Annotated in this window: 19 protein-coding genes and 4 pseudogenes; 14 read left to right on the forward strand and 9 right to left on the reverse strand. The window is 72.8% G+C overall.

Annotated features, from left to right (window positions below; translation table 11 throughout):
* Positions 1-73: 73 nt before the first annotated feature.
* Together AC38ZX_RS02040 and AC38ZX_RS02045 are read right to left on the reverse strand one after the other, a co-directional pair.
* Positions 74-661, reverse strand: a complete 588-nt coding sequence (locus AC38ZX_RS02040; protein ID WP_491296165.1) for a protein-L-isoaspartate O-methyltransferase family protein — start codon at positions 659-661, stop codon at positions 74-76.
* A gap of 164 nt (positions 662-825) precedes the next feature.
* The gene (locus AC38ZX_RS02045) at positions 826-1,179 is read right to left on the reverse strand and encodes a hypothetical protein (RefSeq protein ID WP_491296167.1); all 354 of its coding nucleotides are present in this window, start codon (positions 1,177-1,179) and stop codon (positions 826-828) included.
* Positions 1,180-1,307: 128 nt separating this feature from the next.
* On the opposite strand from AC38ZX_RS02045, the gene AC38ZX_RS02050 reads away from it, so the two are divergent.
* The 5 genes and pseudogenes from AC38ZX_RS02050 (at position 1,308) to AC38ZX_RS02070 (ending at position 7,338) form a co-directional block, all read left to right on the forward strand.
* Positions 1,308-2,054, forward strand: coding sequence for a hypothetical protein (locus tag AC38ZX_RS02050; protein WP_491296169.1), 747 nt, complete (start codon positions 1,308-1,310; stop codon positions 2,052-2,054).
* Complete coding sequence (locus AC38ZX_RS02055; protein ID WP_491296170.1) at positions 1,975-2,661, forward strand: M15 family metallopeptidase; 687 nt, start codon at positions 1,975-1,977, stop codon at positions 2,659-2,661. Before AC38ZX_RS02050 ends, AC38ZX_RS02055 begins: the two co-directional genes overlap by 80 nt.
* Positions 2,662-2,717: 56 nt before the next feature.
* Complete coding sequence (locus AC38ZX_RS02060) at positions 2,718-3,824, forward strand: AAA family ATPase (RefSeq protein WP_491296171.1); 1,107 nt, start codon at positions 2,718-2,720, stop codon at positions 3,822-3,824.
* Between the two features lie 44 nt (positions 3,825-3,868).
* Positions 3,869-4,306 (forward strand): OsmC family peroxiredoxin, encoded by a 438-nt coding sequence (locus AC38ZX_RS02065; protein ID WP_426594225.1) that lies wholly within the window; start codon positions 3,869-3,871, stop codon positions 4,304-4,306.
* Positions 4,307-4,485: 179 nt separating this feature from the next.
* Positions 4,486-7,338, forward strand: a pseudogene (locus AC38ZX_RS02070) (FAD-binding and (Fe-S)-binding domain-containing protein).
* A gap of 10 nt (positions 7,339-7,348) precedes the next feature.
* Here the strand turns inward: AC38ZX_RS02070 and AC38ZX_RS02075 are convergent.
* From AC38ZX_RS02075 to AC38ZX_RS02085, 3 genes are read right to left on the reverse strand one after another with little or no spacing between them, the layout of a single operon-like run.
* Positions 7,349-7,630, reverse strand: a complete 282-nt coding sequence (locus AC38ZX_RS02075; protein ID WP_491296172.1) for a hypothetical protein — start codon at positions 7,628-7,630, stop codon at positions 7,349-7,351.
* Positions 7,630-7,797, reverse strand: coding sequence for a hypothetical protein (locus AC38ZX_RS02080; protein WP_491296173.1), 168 nt, complete (start codon positions 7,795-7,797; stop codon positions 7,630-7,632). Before AC38ZX_RS02080 ends, AC38ZX_RS02075 begins: the two co-directional genes overlap by 1 nt.
* A gap of 43 nt (positions 7,798-7,840) precedes the next feature.
* On the reverse strand, positions 7,841-9,448 hold the full coding sequence (locus AC38ZX_RS02085) for a glycoside hydrolase family 13 protein (protein ID WP_491296175.1): 1,608 nt from the start codon (positions 9,446-9,448) through the stop codon (positions 7,841-7,843).
* A 132-nt stretch (positions 9,449-9,580) separates the two neighbouring features.
* Between AC38ZX_RS02085 and AC38ZX_RS02090 the strand changes: the two genes are divergently transcribed.
* From AC38ZX_RS02090 to AC38ZX_RS02110, 5 genes and pseudogenes are all read left to right on the forward strand, one after another.
* Entirely contained in the window at positions 9,581-10,849 is a 1,269-nt protein-coding gene (locus tag AC38ZX_RS02090; RefSeq protein WP_426594228.1) for an ABC transporter substrate-binding protein, read from the forward strand.
* 135 nt (positions 10,850-10,984) lie between these two features.
* Positions 10,985-12,020: pseudogene (locus AC38ZX_RS02095) on the forward strand (carbohydrate ABC transporter permease).
* 59 nt (positions 12,021-12,079) lie between these two features.
* Positions 12,080-12,931, forward strand: a complete 852-nt coding sequence (locus AC38ZX_RS02100; protein WP_426595851.1) for a carbohydrate ABC transporter permease — start codon at positions 12,080-12,082, stop codon at positions 12,929-12,931.
* Complete coding sequence (locus AC38ZX_RS02105; RefSeq protein WP_491296176.1) at positions 12,928-13,170, forward strand: hypothetical protein; 243 nt, start codon at positions 12,928-12,930, stop codon at positions 13,168-13,170. The genes AC38ZX_RS02100 and AC38ZX_RS02105 overlap by 4 nt, the downstream gene beginning before the upstream one ends.
* Before the next feature lie 25 nt (positions 13,171-13,195).
* The gene (locus tag AC38ZX_RS02110; protein WP_491296178.1) at positions 13,196-14,209 is read left to right on the forward strand and encodes a LacI family DNA-binding transcriptional regulator; all 1,014 of its coding nucleotides are present in this window, start codon (positions 13,196-13,198) and stop codon (positions 14,207-14,209) included.
* Between the two features lie 18 nt (positions 14,210-14,227).
* Here the strand turns inward: AC38ZX_RS02110 and AC38ZX_RS02115 are convergent, their stop codons facing one another.
* Complete coding sequence (locus AC38ZX_RS02115) at positions 14,228-14,521, reverse strand: DUF6174 domain-containing protein (protein WP_491296179.1); 294 nt, start codon at positions 14,519-14,521, stop codon at positions 14,228-14,230.
* 225 nt (positions 14,522-14,746) lie between these two features.
* On the opposite strand from AC38ZX_RS02115, the pseudogene AC38ZX_RS02120 reads away from it, so the two are divergent.
* The 3 genes and pseudogenes from AC38ZX_RS02120 to AC38ZX_RS02130 all read left to right on the forward strand — a co-directional run bounded on the left by AC38ZX_RS02120 (position 14,747) and on the right by AC38ZX_RS02130 (position 16,882).
* Positions 14,747-15,042, forward strand: a pseudogene (locus AC38ZX_RS02120) (MTH1187 family thiamine-binding protein).
* 227 nt (positions 15,043-15,269) lie between these two features.
* Entirely contained in the window at positions 15,270-16,463 is a 1,194-nt protein-coding gene (locus AC38ZX_RS02125; protein ID WP_491296180.1) for a hypothetical protein, read from the forward strand.
* Positions 16,460-16,882 carry a restriction system modified-DNA reader domain-containing protein gene (locus AC38ZX_RS02130; RefSeq protein WP_491296181.1) on the forward strand — a complete coding sequence of 141 codons (423 nt, stop codon included), beginning with the start codon at positions 16,460-16,462 and terminating at the stop codon, positions 16,880-16,882. The genes AC38ZX_RS02125 and AC38ZX_RS02130 overlap by 4 nt, the downstream gene beginning before the upstream one ends.
* 18 nt (positions 16,883-16,900) lie before the next feature.
* Here the strand turns inward: AC38ZX_RS02130 and AC38ZX_RS02135 are convergent, their stop codons facing one another.
* The 3 genes from AC38ZX_RS02135 to AC38ZX_RS02145 are packed head-to-tail and all read right to left on the reverse strand — an operon-like array spanning position 16,901 to position 18,806.
* Positions 16,901-17,512 carry an alpha/beta fold hydrolase gene (locus tag AC38ZX_RS02135; protein ID WP_491296182.1) on the reverse strand — a complete coding sequence of 204 codons (612 nt, stop codon included), beginning with the start codon at positions 17,510-17,512 and terminating at the stop codon, positions 16,901-16,903.
* Positions 17,467-17,865: an alpha/beta hydrolase gene (locus AC38ZX_RS02140; protein WP_491296183.1), complete on the reverse strand. Its 399-nt coding sequence runs from the start codon at positions 17,863-17,865 to the stop codon at positions 17,467-17,469. Before AC38ZX_RS02140 ends, AC38ZX_RS02135 begins: the two co-directional genes overlap by 46 nt.
* A complete protein-coding gene (locus AC38ZX_RS02145; protein ID WP_426594237.1) occupies positions 17,862-18,806 on the reverse strand; it encodes a zinc-binding dehydrogenase in 945 nt (314 codons plus the stop codon). The genes AC38ZX_RS02140 and AC38ZX_RS02145 overlap by 4 nt, the downstream gene beginning before the upstream one ends.
* Positions 18,807-18,919: 113 nt before the next feature.
* Between AC38ZX_RS02145 and AC38ZX_RS02150 the strand changes: the two are divergent.
* Positions 18,920-19,468 (forward strand): annotated as a pseudogene (locus AC38ZX_RS02150) (DUF5995 family protein); the annotation flags it as partial.
* Positions 19,469-19,484: the final 16 nt, after the last annotated feature.

Genomic DNA, 19,484 nt, shown 5'->3' on the forward strand with positions numbered 1-19,484 from the left:
CCGATTCGCCATCGGCCGGGCGGTTCGTCCGCTCACCGCCGCCTCGCAGCCGGCTCCTGCGCTCGCGGCCCGCTCAGCGCAGCGGCACGAACCGGTAGGAGCCGTACGCGCTGACGGCCGTCCGGTCGCCCGTGCGGACCACGACCTGCAGCGTCGAGCGCACCGGGATCACCATGCGGCCGCCCTCCGGCGCCAGCTGGGCCACCAGCTCCGCCGGCAGCTCGTGAGGTGCCGCGGAGACGAGGATCCGAGGCCAGCCGCGGTCCGTCGGACGTCCGAGGACCCCCGGGACCGCCGGCTCCAGCGACGCCCAGGGCATCTCGTGCGCCGCGAGGTTGGCGGCACCCCACCGGGCGAGATCGGGGTCGAGCTCGAGCCCGAGCACCAGCCCGCGGGGGCCGACGAGCCGCGCCAGCAGCGCCGTGGTCCAGCCGGATCCCGCGCCGACGTCGAGGACACGGGCGCCGACCGGGATCTCGAGCAGGCGCAGCATCGTCGCGACCGTGCTCGGCTGCGAGCTGGTCTGCCCGTTCCGGAGCGGCAGGGGTCGATCCTCGGTCGCGTGCTCGCGTTGGTCGGTAGGCAGGAAGCCGGCCCGCGCGAGCGCGCGCATCGCGTCGGCCACGTCGGCGGCGCGCTGCGGGTCGTCGCCCTCGCGCATCGCACGAGCCTACGAGCGCCGGTGCGCCAACGGGGTGGTCCGGCGGGTCCGGGGTTCAGTCGACCGGGTGGCGTGCCGACGGCGTGAAGATGGGTGCCTTCGCCGACGATGTGCTGACGAGCGCCCCGACGCAGCGCGCCGGGGCGCCCGTCGCGCTTCCGCGCTCAGCCGACGCGCTGCTCGCGCTCGTCGACGGAGGGGACCGGCGCTGCCGGGGCGACCACCGGGATCATGCCCGTGCGGGGTATCTCGGCGGCCGCGGGCGCCGGGACGTAACGGGGCTTGCGACCCGGGCGACCGCGCTCCCGGCGCGTCTCGATGCCCTCAAGGGTGGTCGCGCGCCAGACCGCACCGCCGTTGAGCCGTCCGTCGGGCTGGGGGAGCCACGGCACCTTGCGGGACAGCCAGACGCGGATGGTCGCGTGCTCGACGCCCAGGCGCTCGGCCAGGCGGGCGATGTCGTAGAGGTCGTCGAGACCGTGGGCGGTCCGCGGCGCGGGGGTGTCGTCGGCAGGCACGGCGGAAGCCTAACCGGCCGAGTCTATGAATTGTGTGACGACGCCGTAACAGGATGCGCACGAGATCTCCCCCGCGTTCGGCCTCAAGTTGACCTGGACACTCGTCCGAAACACTTAACGTGTTACGCGTGAGTAACAAGTTTCTGCGGCGCAGTCGGCCCGAGGGTGGTCGGCACGCTGCCGCGCGCCCCGCGCAGGCCACGCACGCCGGCATCTCCCTGCGCCCCGCACGTCTGGCCCAGGGGGGTGTGGTCGCCGTCCTCGCGGTGAGTCTGTGCGCCACCATGGCCGCGGCGGCGAGCGCCCACGACGGTGGCGGGCTTGCGCTCGGCATCTCGCACACCGCCCGTGCCGCGGCACAGGTGGCCGCCGCCCGGGACGGCGCGGTCAGCGTCGCGACCGACGCCATCGAGGTGGCGCACGCCGTGCAGGCCGAGGGCAGCAAGGCGGCCGTCGACGCCACGCAGCTCGCCGCACTCGAGGCCGCGACCGCCAAGCTGAACGATCTCGTTGCCTCCGTCGACCCCGTCGCCGCGGCCTCGGTCGCCGACGACGCGGTCGCCCCGACGGCCCCGGCAGCCGCGGCGGTCCCCACCGCCGGCGCGCCCGCAGCGACCGGCGCCCCGGCAGCGACCGGCGCCCCGGCAGCGACCGCCGCCCCGGCAGCGACCGCCGCCCCGGCAGCGACCGCCGACCCCGCCGCGGCCGCCGCCGCCACGCCGACACCCACGCCGTCGACCGACCCCGCGCCGACGAGCGCCGCCAAGCTTCCCGGTCGACGACCCGGCACCGACTGTGTCGCCCACCCCGTCGACCATCCCGACCATCCCGCGGACGGACGGCCAGGAGGACGAGACGACGGCCAGGCTGCGTGACGCCGTCGAGACCGTCGCCACCCTCACGGCGGACGTGCAGAAGAGCGCCGAAGCCAACCGCGTCGCGGCCGCCGCGGCGGCGCAGGCCGCTGCCGACGCGGCAGCCCAGGCCGCCGCCGCAGCCGCGGCGCAGGCCGCCTCTGACGCCGCCGCCCAGGCGGCCGCCGATGCCGCCGCCGCACAGCGCGCCGCCTGGAAGCAGTCCCTGCAGGGCTACGCGAACGGCCGGATCCCCGACTCGGCGCTCTGCGGCGTCAGCTTCGACGCGAGCGTGCGCCTGCGCTGCGACGCCGCCCAGCAGCTCGACGTGCTGAACACCGCCTTCAAGGCAGCCTTCGGGACGGACCTCGTCGTCTCGGACTCCTACCGCTCCTACGCGGGCCAGCTCGACTGCGTGCGTACCAAGGGCTACCTCTGCGCCACGCCGGGTACGTCCAACCACGGCAACGGCATCGCGGTCGACCTCGGCGGCGGCATCGAGACGTTCGGCACCAAGCAGCACACCTGGATGGACAACAACGCGCCGGGCCTGCTGTGGGTCCACCCGAGCTGGGCGGAGCCCCGCGGGACGAAGCCCGAGGCGTGGCACTGGGAGTACTCGGGCTGACCGGTCATACGATCGGGCCATGAGCCTCCTCCGGCCCCGGGCGGACCTGGCCCCTCGTGGGGCGCGCAGCCGAGCTCGACGACCTCGACGAGCTCCTGGCGACCACCGCCGGCGGCCAGGGCGTCACGGTCCTGCTCGAGGGCGAGGCCGGGGTCGGCAAGTCCAGCCTGGTGGACGCCCTGCGCGGGTCCGCGCGGCTGCTGGACGTCCAGCTGAGCACCGCCCGGGCGTCGAGCATGCGGCCGTGGCCGTTCGCCTTGCTGTCCGACGCGCTGATGCAGACCTCGTCGCGAACCGCCCTGGAAGCGCTCGCCGCCCTGCTGGACACGCTCTACGCGCTCCCGGTCGTGCCGGCCGACGAGATCGCCCGCGCAGGCGCGATGTTCGCCGACCTGCTCCGCAGCCGCGGAGCGACGCGTCCGTGGGCGCTCGTGCTCGAGGACGTGCACGAGTCCGACACCGCGTCGCTCGAGGTCCTGCACGGGCTCGCGCACGAGGGCGCCCTGCACCACGCGCTCGTCATCCTGACCATGCGGCCGGTTCCCTACCGGGCCGAGCTGGCCGCCGTCGTCGCGGCCTGGACGCGCGCTGGGGCGCGGCACCTCGAGCTGCGCCCGCTCAGCGGACGGGCCACCGTCGAGCTCGCCGAGCACCTCGTCGGCGGCGACATCGGGCCGTCGCTGCGCGGCACGCTGGCGACCACGGGCGGGAACCCACGGTTCGTCGCGGACGTGGTGCGCACCGCCCGGTCCACGGGTGCCCTCGTGACGGTGGACGGTGTGCACGACACGACCGGCTCCGAGTGGCTGCTCCCGCTCGACGAGCTGGTCCGACGACGACTCGAGTACCTGGGCAACGACGTGCTGCTGCTGCTCGGGCAGGCCTCCGTGCTGGGCACGTCCTTCGTGATGTCCGACCTCGCCCTGCTCGCCCGGGAGCCCGTCGCCGACTGCTGGCGCACGCTGCGGCACGGCCTGGCGGCCGGTGTGGTCCGCGCCCGTGGCGACCGGCTGGTGTTCGGGCACGACCTCGTGCGCGCCGCGTTGTACAACGGTCTGGACCCCGACGAGCGTCGCGCCCTGCACGCGCAGGCCGCCGTCGCCCTGCGGCAGGCCGGAGCCCCCGCGCAGATCGTCTCGTCCCATCTCGAGCGCGCGCGCTGAGGTCCTCTTAGCGTGGGACGTCCGCACACCGACGAAGGAGCACCATGGCCACTCGCACCGCTCGCACGGCATGGAACGGCACGCTGCAGGAAGGGAGCGGCCAGGTCGAGCTGACCAGCTCGGGCGTCGGCACGTTCGACGTCTCTTTCCCCGCTCGGACGGCCGACGACGCCGGGGGCACGACGAGCCCCGAGGAGCTCATCGCGGCCGCGCACTCGTCCTGCTACTCCATGGCGCTCGCCGCCGAGATCGCCGGTGCGGGCGGCACCCCGGTCGCGCACCAGGTCACCGCCGACGTCACGCTCTCGCCGGACCCGGCCGGTGGCGTCCGCATCAGCGCCATCCACCTGACCGTCCGCGCCGAGGTGACGGGCCTGGACGCCGACGGCTTCCAGGCGGCCGCGCAGACCGCCAAGGCCGGCTGCCCGGTGAGCAAGGCCCTGACAGGCACGACGATCACGCTGGACGCGGCCCTCGACTGACCGGCCGCGACGTCCGCCCTCGTGGGAGTCCGCGGGGGCGGACGTCCGTCAGGTTCGTCACGTCGCGTGGATACCTGTGCCGGTGAGCGCGTGGGCGGTGCGACACTGCGCGGGTGGTGGCCGTGACCGAGACCGTGGACGTCGACGACGCGCAGGTCGTGGCGGAGCTGCGCTCCGCGATGCGTGGCACGGTCGACGACTCCACCCGGCGACGCGCCGAGTACTCCACCGACGCGTCCAACTACCGCGTGGTGCCGCAGGTCGTGGCCTTCCCTCGGGACACCGACGACGTGGAGGCGGCCCTCGAGGTCTCGCGCGCCCTCGGCGTTCCGCTCACGGCGCGCGGCGGCGGGACGAGCGTGGCCGGCAACGCCGTCGGCACCGGCATCGTGCTCGACTTCTCGCGGCACGTGAACCGGATCCTGTCCGTCGACCCCGACGCGCAGACCGCCCGCATCGAGCCCGGCGTCGTCATGGCCGCGCTGCAGAAGGCCGCAGCGCCGCACGGACTGCGGTTCGGCCCCGACCCGAGCACGCAGGCCCGCGCGACGCTCGGCGGGATGATCGGCAACAACGCGTGCGGCCCGCGCGCGGTCGCCTACGGCCGCACCGCCGACAACGTCCTCGCTCTCGACCTGGTCGACGGCACCGGGCGTCGCTTCACCGCGGCATCCGGCGCGGGTGCGCTCGATGTGGTCCCGGGTCTCGACGGGCTCGTCCGTTCCCACCTGGACGTGATCCGGACCGAGCTGGGCCGGTTCGGCCGGCAGGTCTCGGGGTACTCGCTCGAGCACCTGCTGCCCGAGAAGGGCACGGACCTGGCCAAGGCGCTCGTCGGCACCGAGGGGACGGTCGGGACGCTGCTCGGCGCGACCGTGCGGCTGGTCCCGATCGCCGCCGCCCCGGTGCTCGTCGTCCTCGGCTACCCCGACATGCCGACGGCCGCCGACGCCGTCCCTGCGCTGCTCGCGCACGCTCCGCTGGCCATCGAGGGGATGGACTCGCGCCTGGTCGACGTGGTCCGACGGGTCCGCGGCGCGGCCGCCGTGCCGACGCTCCCGCCCGGTGGCGGCTGGCTGATGGTCGAGGTCGGCGGTGCCGATCTGGCGGAAGCCATGGACAACGCCCGTGCGCTCGCGGCGTCCTCGGGGACGCAGGCCGTCGGTCTCTTCCCGCCGGGCCCCGACGCCGCCCGCATGTGGCGCATCCGGGAGGACGGCGCCGGGCTCGGCGGGCGGACGCCGTCGGGCGAGCAGGCCTGGCCGGGATTCGAGGACTCGGCGGTCCCGCCCGACCGGCTCGGCGCGTACCTGCGCGAGCTCGAGGCGCTCATGGCGTCGCACCGCGTGGACGGCCTGGCCTACGGGCACTTCGGCGACGGCTGCGTACACCTGCGGCTCGACATCCCGCTCGAACGGTCGGGCAACCCGCTGCGCGCGTTCATGGAGGACGCCGCCGCGCTCGTGGCCTCGCACGGCGGCTCGCTGTCCGGGGAGCACGGCGACGGGCGCGCCCGTTCGGAGCTCCCTGTCCGTCATGTACAGCCCGAAGGCGATCGGCCTGTTCGGCGCGTTCAAGGACCTGTTCGACCCGCGCGACCTTCTCAACCCCGGCGTGCTCGTGCGACCGCGCCCGCTCGACGCCGACCTCCGACGCCCCTGGGCTCGCCCGCTGCTCGCCGACGGCCACGGGTTCGCGTTCCCGCACGACGCAGGCGACCTGACCACCGCCATCCACCGCTGCGTCGGCGTCGGCAAGTGCCGCGCGGACAGCACGGCGACCGGCGGGTTCATGTGCCCGTCGTACCTGGCCACGAAGGACGAGAAGGACTCGACCCGGGGACGCGCCCGCGTGCTGCAGGAGATGGCGAACGGCACGCTCGTCTCCGGCGGCTGGTCCTCGCCGGAGGTGCACGACTCCCTCGACCTCTGCCTGAGCTGCAAGGCGTGCTCGTCGGACTGCCCGGCGGGCGTCGACATGGCTCAGTACAAGTCTGAGGTCCTGCACCGTACATATCGCCGCAAGCCCGGCCGATGTCCCACTACGCGCTCGGCTGGCTGCCTCGCTGGGCCCGGCTGATCACCGGCGTGCCCGGTCTGGCCGCGCTCACCAACCTGATCCTCGGCATCCGCCCGCTCGCCAAGGTCGTCCTCGCGGGCGGCGGTATGGACACGCGCCGCGAGATGGTGACGTTCGCCCGCGAGCCGTTCCGCGCCTGGACCCGCGGGTCGGGTCGCGACGAGGTCACGATGGTCAGCGCGGGGGTTTCGGGAGCCGCCGGAGGCCGTCGGCCGCAGGTGGTGCTGTGGACCGACTCGTTCTCGGACAGCCTCTCGCCGACGGTCGCGCACGCCGCGGTCGCGGTGCTGCGGGACGCCGGGTACGAGGTCCTCGTGCCGGAGCAGAACGCGTGCTGCGGGCTCACCTGGATCAGCACCGGCCAGCTGGACGGCGCGCGCCGCCAGCTGAGCACCCTGCTCGGCGTGCTCGGGCCGTTCGCGGTCAACGGCATCCCGATCGTCGGCCTGGAGCCGTCGTGCACCGCCGTCCTGCGCTCCGACCTGCGTGACCTGTTTCCCGACGACCCGCGGGCGGTCGCGGTCGCCCGCGAGACCCGCACGCTCGCGGAGCTGCTGACCGCCCCCGCCCCGGTGGGTCCCGGCGACCGCTGGCAGGTCCCGGACCTCTCCGACGTCACCGCCGTGGTCCAGCCGCACTGCCACCACCACTCCGTGATGACGTGGAACCCGGACCGCCAGCTGCTCACCGACGCCGGCGCGCAGTTCTCCGCGTTGGCCGGCTGCTGCGGGCTCGCGGGGAACTTCGGCATGGAGAAGGGGCACTACGACGTGTCGGTCGCGGTCGCCGAGAACTCGCTGCTGCCCGCGCTCCGCGACGCGGCTCCGGGGGACGTGTACGTCGCCGACGGCTTCTCGTGCCGCACCCAGGGCGAACAGCTGGCCGGTGCGCAGGGCGTCCACCTCGCCGAGCTGCTGGCCGCGCACCTGCCGGCACGCGAACCCACCGCCTGACGGACCCCGGCTACTCCCGGCGCAGCTGCGTCAGTCCGCGGCCCGGGTGCCACGAGCGGACGACGAGGTAGGTCGCGGTCTCGTCGACCCGCGTGTGCACCACCTCGGTGATGTCGAGCGCGAACGCAGTTGAGGGCGGTGCACCCTCGGGCGGCGCGATCTCGACGAGTCGTCCGGCCAGCTTCGCCTCCCCGGCCCACGCCGCGGGGTCCTGGGGCGGCTCCAGCGTGGGGGAGTGGATGGCGACGCGGGGGTCGCGCAGGACGTCGGCGAGCTTGCGGCTGCGCGGCATCATCCCGAGGGTGACCTCGTCGCCGAGCTGGAGCCCGTGCCCGAGATCCGCGGGGACCCGTCGGCCCGCAGCGTGGCCATCGTCTTGTTGGTGCCGGACCGGAACAGCGCCTCGACCTCGGCGGCGAACGCGGGCTCCGCCGCCCGGATGTCAGCCCATCGCATCATGACGCTGTTCTACCGCCGGCCGCCCACATGCGTCCGGCGACCCTCACGACAGCAGCCACACCGCCGCGTCGGGGCGCAGCAGACCGCCTGACACCGCGTCGGGCGCCGAGGCGGCGATCGCGGTGCCGTCGACGCGGGCGGGAGCCGCACCCATCGTCACGACGATCTCGACTGCCGACGTGCGGACGCGCAGGACCCCGTCCTCGTCGGCCCGGGCGTCCAGAAGCTGCGCGCGGCCCAGCCCGTGCTCGCGTCGGAGCGCGATCAGGTGCCGGTAGAGCGCGAGCGTCGAGTGCGGGTCCGCCGCCTGGACGTCGACGGCCAGCGCGGCGTACTCCGCCGGCTGCGGCAGCCAGGGCTCGTGCCCGGGCGAGCCGAAGCCGTACCCCGGTGCGTCGTGCCGCCAGGGCAGGGGGACGCGCGCGCCGTCGCGGCCGACCATCGCCCCGCCCGTGCGCACGAACATCGGGTCCCGGCGTGACTCGGGCGGGATGCGTACGTGGTCGGGCAGGCCGAGCTCCTCGCCCTGGTACACGTAGGCCGACCCGGGCAGCGCCAGCGTCAGCAGTGCCAGCGCACGGGCTCGCTCGAGGCCGAGGCCGTGGTCCGGAGACGGGTGGTCCGGGCCGATGCCGTTCGGCCAGACGTTGGAATCCGGTCGACCGAGCCGGGACACCGGGCGCACGACGTCGTGGTTCGAGATCACCCAGGTCGCCACCGCGCCCACCGAGCTCGCCATCTCGACCGACGACGTGATGACGTCGGCGAACCGCCGGGCGCCCCATCCCGCGGCGAGGTAGGCGAAGTTGAAGGCCTGCTGCATCTCGTCGGACCGGATGTAGTGGTGCAACCGTTCGGGACGCGTCCAGGCCTCGGCGACGAGGATCCGCGGCGGCTCGTAGGCCGCGAGCAGAGCGTGCCACTCCCGGTAGATGTCGTGCACCTCGTCCTGGTCCCACATGGGTCCGGCGTCGCCCCCGGCCTCGACCGCGCCGATGAACGTCCCGCCCCGATCGGGGAGGCCCTCGGCCTTCATCAGCCCGTGAGCGACGTCCACGCGAAACCCGTCGACCCCGCGGTCGAGCCAGAACCGCAGCACGTCCTCGAACTCGGCGCGCACCTCGGGATTGCGCCAGTTGAGGTCGGGCTGGCCCGCGGCGAACACGTGCAGGTACCACTGGTCGGTCTCCAGGACGCGTTCCCAGGCCGGACCGCCGAAGTTCGACTCCCAGTCGTTGGGGGGCCGGTCGGCGGTGCCGGTGGCGAAGACGTACCGCGCTCGAGCGGCCGAGCCGGGCTCGGAGGCCAGCGCCTCGACGAACCAGGGGTGCGCCGACGACGTGTGGTTGGGCACGAGATCGACGAGCACCCGCAGCCCGGCGGCGTGCGCCCGGGAGAGCAGGGCGTCCAGGTCCGCGAGCGTGCCGAAGACCGGGTCGACGTCGCGATAGTCGCTCACGTCGTAGCCCGCGTCGACCCCCGGGGACGGGTAGAAGGGCGACAGCCAGACCGTGTCGACGCCGAGGTCGACGAGGTGATCGAGGTGCTCGAGCACCCCCGGAAGGTCGCCGGTGCCGTCGCCGTCTGCATCCGCGAACGAACGAGGATAGACCTGATACACGACGGCGTCGCGCCACCAGTCGGCGTGCATATGTCGGCCTTCTCCCGTGTCCGATTCGTGATGAACGTCTTCTCTGCAAACGCTTGCAGATATCGGCGACACGGTACTAGCGTCCCGAGACGAGGCGCAACGACGCCCGCATCAGGGACTCAAAGGAGAGCCATGAGACACCTCAAGCGCACACCCGCGGTGGTTCTCGCTGCCGCCGCGTGCCTCGCCCTGGCAGCATGCTCGAGCGGCAACAGCAGCAGCAGCGGCTCCGGTACCAGCGGCGCGGCCGCCGGCGGCCGAGGCCCGATCACGTACGTGCAGGGCAAGGACAACAACAACATCGTCCAGCCCATCCTCGACAAGTGGAACGCCGCGCACCCCGACGAGAAGGTCACCTTCAAGGAGCAGTCGTCGAGCGCCGACCAGCAGCACGACGACCTCGTGCAGAACTTCCAGGCGAAGAACGCGAACTATGACGTCGCGAGCGTCGACGTGGTCTGGACCGCCGAGTTCGCGGCCAAGCAGTGGCTGGAGCCCCTCAAGGGCGACCTGGCGATCGACACGAGCAAGATGCTCGCCGGCCCGGTCAAGGCCGCGACGTACAACAAGACGCTCTACGCGGGCCCGGTCACTTCTGACGGCGGTCTGCTCTACTACCGCTCCGACCTGGTCAAGACGCCCCCGACCACGTGGGACGAGATGATCAGCATGTGCTCCATCGCCAAGGCGAACTCGATGGACTGCTACTCCGGACAGTTCGCCCAGTACGAGGGCCTGACCGTGAACGTCGCGGAGGCCGTCGCCACCGCCGGCGGCTCCATCGTCGGCGCCGACGGCAAGACACCGACGGTCGACAGCGCTGAGGGCAAGAAGGGTCTGCAGAACCTCGTCGACGGGTTCAAGAACGGGAACATCCCGGCCGCCGCCATCGCCTTCAAGGAGGAGGAGTCGCGCTCGGCGTTCCAGGACGGCAAGCTGCTCTTCCTGCGCAACTGGCCCTACGTGTACTCGATCACCTCGAAGACGGACGGCTCCTCGGCCGTCGCGGGCAAGTTCGCCGTCGCGCCGTTGCCCGGCAAGTCGACGCTCGGCGGTCACAACGCGGCGATCAGCGTCTACTCCAAGCACAAGGCGACCGCCCACGACTTCATCGAGTTCCTGGAGTCGCAAGAGGTTCAGAACATGTACCTGACGATCGCCTCGAACGCACCCGTCCTCGCCGCCCTGTACGACGACCCCGCGCTGAACGCGCAGTTCCCGTACCTGAAGGTGCTCAAGGACTCGATCGCGAACGCTGAACCGCGGCCGGTCAGCCCGTTCTACCCCGCCGTGACCAAGGCGATCCAGGACAACGCGTTCGCCGCGCTGCAGGGCGACAAGTCGGTCGACCAGGCCGTGTCCGACATGTCCGCCGCCATCAAGACGGCCAGCGCAGGCTGACCCGGTACGCCGCACGTGTCCGGGTGCTCGGCACGACGAGCGCCTGGACACGTGCGGCCCTAGAGACGAGGTAGCACCGTGGCCACTGTCGATCTCCCCAGCGCGCGCGGCCGCAAGGCCTTCGACCCGCTCGCCATCCGGCCGTCGCATACCCAGAACCGCGCGGCGTACCTTCTGCTCCTTCCGACGCTCCTGCTTCTTGCGGTCGTCATCGGCTATCCGATCATCGCGGCCCTGATCCACTCCTTCCAGGCTGATCCGGGGCTGGATCCCGCGACCGGGCTGTTCGTCAACGGTGGCTTCGCGGGCTTCGACAACTACCTGCACTGGTTGCTGCAGCGGTGCGCCGGTCCGGACGGCACGTACATCTCGTGCCCCGACGGCAACCTCGCGTCGAACTTCTACGCGTCGGTCGGCATCACGTTCTTCTTCGCCGTCGCGACGGTGTCGCTGGAGCTGGTGTTCGGCATGTGGATGGCGATCATCATGAACCGCAACTTCCGGGGCCGCGGGCTCGTTCGCGCCGCGATCCTGGTGCCCTGGGCCATCCCCACCGCGGTCAGCGCCAAGCTGGCCTACTTCATCTTCGCCCCCACGGGAATCGTCAACGCCATCACCGGCACCGAGACCTTGTGGACGACGGCGCAGTGGGCGTCGCGTGCCGCGATCATCATCACGGACACCTGGAAGACCACGCCTTTCATGGCGCTCCTGATCCTCGCGGGGCTGCAAGCTGATCCCCGAGGAGGTGTACGAGGCCGCCAAGATGGACGGCACCACCACGGTGCAACGCTTCATGAGCATCACCTTGCCGCTCGCGAGGCCGGCTCTGATCGTGGCGATCCTGTTCCGCACCCTGGACGCGCTGCGCATGTACGACCTGCCCGCGATCTTCAACGGGGGCGGTGGAGGCTCCGGCCACGCGACGACGACCTTGTCGATCCTCGTCGTCAACCAAGTGAAACAGGGCTACAACAGCGCGTCCGCGTTGTCGACGATCACATTCCTCATCATCTTCCTGGTCGCCATCGTGTTCATCCGGTTCCTCGGAGCCGACATCACCGGCACCGGTCGGGTGTCGAGGCGCCAAGCGCGCCGAGATCGCCGTGAGCAGGAGGAGCTGGCGCGACTCGAGGCGTCCGAACCGCAGCTGCAGGAGGTCGGAGCATGACCGTGTCATGGGGCGGACAGGCTGTTGTCGATGCCGAGCGCGCCGCCGGACCTACCACCATGGTCCCGCGCCCCGATCGTCGGGACCGTGCGGGAGGGTGGCGCACCGGCATCCAGGCCGCGGTCATCGTCCTGTGGTGCCTCCTGCCGTTCTACTGGATGGTCGTCACGTCGCTGCGGGACGTGAACTTCACGTTCGACACGACGCCCTGGCCGACCCACGTGACCCTGGACAACTACCGGGCCGCACTGTCCACGAGCTCGGGCAACCACCTGGTCCGGGCGCTCGGGAACAGCCTGATCATCGGCACGTGCGTGACGATCGTGGGCCTCCTGGTCGGCATCTTCGCCTCGTACGCCCTGGCCAAGCTGCGGTTCAGCTACCGAGGTCTCGTGCTCGGGGCCATCCTCGGTGCGTCGATGTTCCCGGGCGTCGCGATCGTCACCCCGCTGTTCCAGCTGTTCACGAACATCGGATGGATCGACACGTACCAGGGTCTGATCGTCCCGAGCATCTCGTTCGTCCTGCCCTTGACGGTCTACACGCTCAACTCGTTCTTCCGCGAGATGCCGTGGGACCTCGAGGAGGCGGCCCGGATCGACGGGTGCAGCCCCGCGGGAGCGTTCGTGCGGATCATCATCCCGCTCGCGACGCCGGCGATCTTCACGACCGCGATCCTCGCGTTCATCGCCAGCTGGAACGAGTACCTCATCGCGAGCCTGCTGTCAGGAGCGCGGGTGCAACCCGTCACGGTCGCGATCGCAGGATTCACGGGGAGCCAGCCGCACCAGGAGCCCTACACCGCGATCATGGCCGCGGGCGTCATCGTCGTGGTTCCCCTGATCTTCCTCGTCCTGGCCTTCCAGCGGCGGATCGTCTCCGGCCTCACTGCCGGCGGGGTGAAGGGATGAGCCGCCCGCAGCGTGATCCGGCGATCGTCGAGATGCTGGACATCGCGGTCGGCGCCGTCGGCTTCTTCGCTATGGTCACGCTCGTCGGCGCCATCGTCGTGGAGGTGCGCGGCCAGCCCGCCCTGTCGTGGTCGCTCACGCTGCTCGGGCTCGTCGTCCTCATCGGCATCCTCTGGGCCTCCCGGCGACGAGCTGCCGCCGTGGCGCTCGCTCGCGAACGGCGCCGTCGGGGACCGTGACTCGAAGGTCGAGGGGGGGACGCTCGTGGTCAGCATCCACGATGTCGCGCGGGCGTCGGGCGTGTCCCCCGCGACGGTGTCCCGCGCCCTGCGCGGGCTGGCGTACGTCTCCGACGCCACCCGAGCCCGGGTGCGGTCCGCCGCCGACGAGCTGGGCTACGTCCCGTCGTCGGTCGCGTCGGGGCTGGTCACCGGCCTCTCGATGACGGTCGCGGTCGTCGTCCCGTTCCTCGGTCGCTGGTACTACACCACCGTGATCCAGGGTGTCGACGACGTGCTGCGGCCCGCCGGCTACGACATGCTCGTGCTCAACCTGGGCGACTCCAACGGCACCCGTGAGCGGGACTTCCACCACGCGATGCTGCGCAGGCGGGTCGACGCCATGATCGTGCTCGCGTTCAACTGCACCCCGGGGGAGCTGGCGCAGCCGAACTCGGCGCCCGTCCCGGCCATCGCCGTCGGCGGGGACGTCGACGGCATGCGATCGCTGGGTGTCGACGACCGCGAGGCGACCACCCTCGCGGTCCGGCACCTGCTCGACCTCGGGCACCGCCGGATCGCCCACGTGGGCGGGGACGACCCGGTGGGTCTGAACGCGCACGTGCCGCAGGAGCGCCAGTCGCGCTGGCGCGAGGTGCTGCAGGAGGCGGGGGTCTCGCCCGCCGCCGACTGGTTCGTGAACGGCGGATTCGTGCTCGAACGCGCGTTCCCCGCCGCGCTCGAGCTGCTGCGCGACCCGGACGACCGCCCGACGGCGGTGTTCGCGGGGTCGGACGAGATGGCGTTCGGCGTGATCCTGGCTGCCCGCGAGCTCGGGTTGCGGGTCCCGGAGGACCTGTCGGTGGTCGGCATCGACGACCACGACTTCTCGGCGACCTTCGGCCTGACGACCGTCCGCCAGGACCCGGTCGACCAGGGGCGACGGGCGGCGCTCGAGGTGCTCGACGTGTTGCGCGGACTCCCGCTGGTGCGGTCGCGGACCACCGCGTCCTGCGAGCTCGTCGTGCGACGCACGACCGCTCCGCCACCCCCTGCGTGACGTCGCGGTCCGGACCGCTCAGGTGGGCGAGTACGCGGAGACGACGTAGCACTCCTCGTCGTCGATGGCGTTCGGGTCACCCTCGAACCGCACGGCGGTCAGCATGCCGGTGCCGGGGTCGTAGGCGAGCTCGGACGGGTGCTCGGACGCGGCTCGGTCGGTCAGCGCGTCGATCGTCGGCACGTACGCGGCGACGTAGTCCGCGGCCGGTGCGTGCGTGGCGAGGTCCTCGACCTCGGTGACGCGCGCGTCCTTCACGGTCACCGCGTAGCGACCAAGGAGCGCCCGCTCGCCGCAGCTCGACTCGAGCACGTAGGTGTACGACGCGGCGGTCGCCGTCCCCTGGCCGGCGGACGGCCTCGGCCCGGACGCAGGCGAGGCCGCGCACCCGGCCAGCGGCAGGACGAGAGCAGCAGGGCGGCGACGACTCGACGCACGACCGGACCTCTCTCCTCGACGACCCCGGGGGAGGCCACGCTAGCGCCCTGCGCGTCGGGCCGAATGGACACGAACGGCTCGTCCGACCAGGGTGGACGCATGCTCGTTGCCTTCTCCGTCGCCCCGCTCGGTGCGGGCGAGTCCGTGACCGCCGCCGTCGCCGATGCCGTGCGCATCGTCCGCGAGTCGGGCCTGCCCAACCGCACCGACGCCATGTTCACCACGCTCGAGGGGGAGTGGGACGAGGTGATGGACGTGGTCAGGCGCGCCACGGAGGCGGTCGGGCGGCACGGCCACCGGGTCAGCCTGGTGCTCAAGGCGGACATCCGCCCGGGCCACACGGGCGAGCCACGGGCAAGGTCGAGCGCGTCGAGGCGGCCCTCGCGCAGGACTGAACGGCCGCCCGCGGGCCGTCTCGGATGTGTGATCGACCACGATCGTGAGGCCCGGATCCAGCCATCCGGGTGATCGCGCCCAACTGTTACCGGCGCGTCCGGGCGAGCGGCTGACGAGCCCAGCGCGCTGTGGGACAGTGTGGTCGCACGCGCCGACAGGACGTCTCCGCGGGCGGCACAACACGACCGTACGGCGGGCAGCGGCGCGCCCAGGAAGGCCGGGACAGATGCCCATCTTCGAGCTCGACGAGGGTCGACCCCGCCTTGTCCAGCCGATGCAGCCCCTGGCCGGCTCGTTCGCCCAGGAGGCCTCCGCGCTCCTCACGCACCACCTCGCGGCGATCGCCGGTGAGCCCCTGTTCGCAGTGCGCTCGCGGACCTCGTCGCCGGACCACGCCGACCTGCCGGCGCTGCTCGCGCTCGACGCCACGGGCCGTTGCGTCGTTGTCGACGTCGGGCAGGTGCTCGACGACGACGCGACCGTCTCGGCCCTGCGGCACGCGGGCGCGGCGGCCCGGATGACGACCACCGACCTCGCCCGCGCGTACCACCCGGACCCGTCCCGGTTCGCGGTCGACTTCGCCGCGTTCCGGGAGCAGGCGGCGTTCGGCGCGCAGTCGACCCGCCGCGAGGGCGTCCGGCTGATCCTGCTCTGCTCCGAGGTGGCCGCCGAGGCCGGCGACACCCTGGCGTTCCTGCGCGGCCCCGGTCGCCACGTCGACGTGCTGCAGGTCGGCGTCGTGCGCGGCGAGGACGAGCGTCGGCTGCTGGACGTCTCGCCGCTGGCCACGCACGAGGGCGCCCGCCGGTCCGTCGAGCCGACGGCGCTGCGGCTGGTGCGGGCCAGCGAGGGCTTCGCGGGTCCGACGAGCCCAGCGCCGCCGCGCAAGCCGTCGTCAGGCGAGCTCCCGGTCGGTGACGCCTCCTCCGGCGCCGCCGACGCTCACCGAGCCCACGCCGATCGTCCGCCGGACGGCGCCCGTGGACGAGACCGTGCTCCTCGAGCCGGTGCGCGACGACGAGCCGGCCCCGACGCCGCAGCCGGCGTCGGCCGAGCCGGGCGCCGTCGCTCCGCCCGTCTGGCGGTACGAGCCCGAGCGCGTCCTGACCACCCCCGCGGCGCCCCAGTCGACGTTCGAGGCGCCGGCCACGCTGACGCCGGTGGTCGGGCTGCGCGCGTCCCAGGAGCAGACGCCGCCCCGCGACCAGCCGCCGGCCGAGCAGACGCCGCGGGACACGTCGAACGACGTGGCCGGGCCCCGACCGTTCCTCGCGGCCAGCACGTACGCGGACGCGCCGACCGACGACCAGGTCGTCCCTGCCGAGCAGACCCCCCAGGCGGCCCAGGACGTCGAGCAGGTCTGGGCCGAGCGCGCGAGCCGCGCACCCGACGCAGCCGCTGCGTCCCTCCCGTCCCGTGACGCGGCCGGCGACCCTGCCCGTCGAGCACTACGGCGGTCCCGAGCGGTCCACCGGCAGCGGTGTGCCGCTGGCGCTGCCCGAGCTGGCGACGCTGGCCAAGAGCCGCCGTGCGGTCACCACGCTGGTGTGGGTCCGCGCGCGCCGCGGCCAGCGGATCGAGGCGATGTTGCGCTCGGACGGCCTGATCGAGCTGCCGACGGGCGAGGTGTATGCGGACCCGGACGCGGCGGCGTCGGTGTCGGTCGCCTCCGAGAACCCCGTCGACGGCTGGCGCGCCTGGCGCCTGGGCGAGGGTGGCCCGACGCTGGCCGAGGCGACCGGCGTCATCCGGCCGGAGCCACCCCCAGCCCCCGGGCCTCGAGAACGTCAGTTAGTCACGAGAACGGCAGTTCATACTGCCGTTCTCGTGACGAGGTGACGTTCTCGGGGCTGTAGGTCAGCCCCAGCCGTACGCCGAGACCCAGCGGTCGATCTCGGCGTAGAACCGCATCCGCACGGGCGCGGGCGACAGCGACAGGTCGTGCAGCCCGTCGTGCACCCGGATCACGGTCACGTGCGACCCCAGCTGCACGGCCCGGCGGGTCAGCAGCTCCACGTCGAGCACGACGTCGGCGGAGCGCATGTCCTCGCTCCAGCGCGGGCTGATGATCGTGCGGCTCGAGCAGAGCATCACGATCGGATCGTCGATCGACAGCCCGCGGGCGATCCGTGCGTGGCCGATGGTGACGGCCCGCAGCCAACCGGCACGGACGGGGAACGACGGTGTCGGTCGCCAGGTCGTGTCGTACGTCCACTCGCCACCCGTGGCCACGTCGATCGTGCGGGCGTAGTAGCCCGGGTCGATGTTGGGCAGCGGCGCCTTGGGCTGGAACCGTGCGAGGCGCGCGACCGCCGGGCCGGACAGGTGGCGCAGCACCGACGACCCTTGCAGCTCGAGCCACGGGCTGTTCAGCACGAGACCGCTGACGTCGTCGGGATGCCGCTGCGCCCACAGCGCTGCGATCAGGCCGCCGGTCGAGTGGCCCATGACCATGAGCCGCGCGTGCACGCCCAGCTCGGCGCGCAGGACGTCCAGGGAGGCCTCGAAGCTTCCTCGTCGTAGGCATCGAGGTCGTCGATGTAGCCGGGGGTCTGGTGCGGGCGCAGGCTGCGGCCGTACTTGCGCAGGTCGAGCGCGTAGAACGCCGCACCGCGGGCGTGCCAGAACTCGGCGAGCCCCGTCTGGAAGAAGTAGTCCGACCAACCGTGGATGTACAGGATCGCGCGCGACGGGCGCAGAGGTTCCGGCGCGGGCGGCGCGTACTTGACCAGGGTGGCCACCACGGGACCCTCGTCGTCGGGGCGCAGCTGGAGCGTGCGAGCCACGTAGTCCGGGCCGAGGACGTCGGGCTCCCACGTCACGCGCCCACCTCCAGCACGATCTTGCCGGTCTGTGCACCGTCCCAGAGCCGGCGGAGCGCCGCGTGCGCCTCGGCCAGCGGGAACGTCGAGTCCACCAGCGGCCGTACGCCGGTCCGCTCGAGGAACGCGAGCAGGTGCGACAGGTCGTCGCGGGAGCCCATGGTGGTGCCCGCCACCGTGATCTCCTGGAAGAAGATCCGGGTCAGCTCGGCGGGGCTGGCGTCGCCGCTCGTCGCGCCGGCGACCACGATGATCCCGCCCGGCTTGACCGACCGCACCGAGTGCGACCAGGTCGCCCTGCCGACGGACTCCAGGACCACGTCGACCCGCGGCACGCGTGCTCCCGGCTCCACCGCCGCGGCGGCGCCCAGCGACACGGCACGGGCGCGACGTGCCTCGTCGCGACCCGTCACGATCACCTCGAGGCCCGCGGCCGCCCCCAGGACGATCGCCGCCGTGGCGAGCCCACCGCCGGAGCCCTGCACGAGCACCCGCTGCCCGGGCGTCGCGCGGCCGGTGACGAAGAGCATCCGGTAGGCCGTGAGCCAGGCGGTCGGCAGGCAGGCGGCCTCCACGAACGACAGGGCGGACGGCTTGTCGACGAGGTTCTGGGTGGGGACCGCGACCTGCTCGGCCAGGGTGCCGGGGTAGCGCTCGGACAGCAGCGAGCGGGGCTCGTCGGGCAGGGTGATGACGCCGTGCACGACGACCTCGCGGCCGTCCGCCGTGACGCCGGCGGCGTCCGTGCCCAGGATCATCGGCAGCTGCTCGGCGCGCAGCCCGACGCCCCGCAGCGACCAGAGGTCGTGGTGGTTCAGGGCGGCCGCGCGGACATCGACGACGGTCCAGCCCGGTGCAGGCGTGGGGGCGGGCTGATCGCCCACCACCAGCCCGGTCAGCGGCTCGGTCGGGTCGAAGCGGGCTGCGTACGCGGCGATCACTGCCCCAACGTAACCTTCCCGCGCGCCACCCGACCTGTGATCCTGGGCCGGTGACCTCCTCCTCCGCGAAGATCGACCATGTCGTCGCCCAGATGGACGGCCTGCGCGCCGGGATGCCGCACGCCGACGGGATCGGGGTGTTCCTCGACGTCTACCGGCGCGTCACGGCGCTCGTCGCCCTGCGGGTCGTGGACACCACGTTCCAGGACCCGGTCTTCACGGCGGACCTCGACGTGCGGTTCGCGGACCTCTTCCTCGACGTGCCGTCCGACATCGTCGCGAAGCGCCCGGTCTCGAAGGCCTGGGCCCCGCTGGTCGAGCGCCGCGCGGTGCACGGGATCCTGCCCATCCAGTTCGCGCTCGCCGGGATGAACGCGCACATCAACAACGACCTCGCGCTCGCGGTGGTCGCGACGTGCACCGCGCGCGGCGTCGAGCCCGACGACGGCTCGATCCATCGCGACTTCGAGAAGGTCAACTCGGTGCTCGCCGAGGTCGTGCGCCCGATCCGTGACTCGTTCCTCGACAAGGCGGTCGTCGAGCACGGCGCCGCGGTCGCACCGCTGGCCGACCTGGTCAGCAACTTCTCCATCGACAAGGCACGCGACGCCGCCTGGGTCGCCGCACTGACGCTCTGGCACCTGCGCGACGTCCCGGTGCTGGAGCGCGCCGCCCGCG

This window comes from Cellulomonas sp. McL0606, assembly GCF_058248365.1.

Excerpts from the sequence above, each read along its gene's own strand:
- AC38ZX_RS02090 (WP_426594228.1), top strand. The coding sequence starts at position 9,581 with ATGAGACACCTCAAGCGCACACCCGCGGTGGTTCTCGCTGCCGCCGCG.
- AC38ZX_RS02085 (WP_491296175.1), bottom strand. The coding sequence starts at position 9,448 with ATGCACGCCGACTGGTGGCGCGACGCCGTCGTGTATCAGGTCTATCCT.
- AC38ZX_RS02125 (WP_491296180.1), top strand. The coding sequence starts at position 15,270 with ATGCCCATCTTCGAGCTCGACGAGGGTCGACCCCGCCTTGTCCAGCCG.
- AC38ZX_RS02065 (WP_426594225.1), top strand. The coding sequence starts at position 3,869 with ATGGCCACTCGCACCGCTCGCACGGCATGGAACGGCACGCTGCAGGAA.
- AC38ZX_RS02105 (WP_491296176.1), top strand. The coding sequence starts at position 12,928 with ATGAGCCGCCCGCAGCGTGATCCGGCGATCGTCGAGATGCTGGACATC.
- AC38ZX_RS02100 (WP_426595851.1), top strand. The coding sequence starts at position 12,080 with ATGGTCCCGCGCCCCGATCGTCGGGACCGTGCGGGAGGGTGGCGCACC.
- AC38ZX_RS02040 (WP_491296165.1), bottom strand. The coding sequence starts at position 661 with ATGCGCGAGGGCGACGACCCGCAGCGCGCCGCCGACGTGGCCGACGCG.
- AC38ZX_RS02080 (WP_491296173.1), bottom strand. The coding sequence starts at position 7,797 with ATGATGCGATGGGCTGACATCCGGGCGGCGGAGCCCGCGTTCGCCGCC.
- AC38ZX_RS02075 (WP_491296172.1), bottom strand. The coding sequence starts at position 7,630 with ATGCCGCGCAGCCGCAAGCTCGCCGACGTCCTGCGCGACCCCCGCGTC.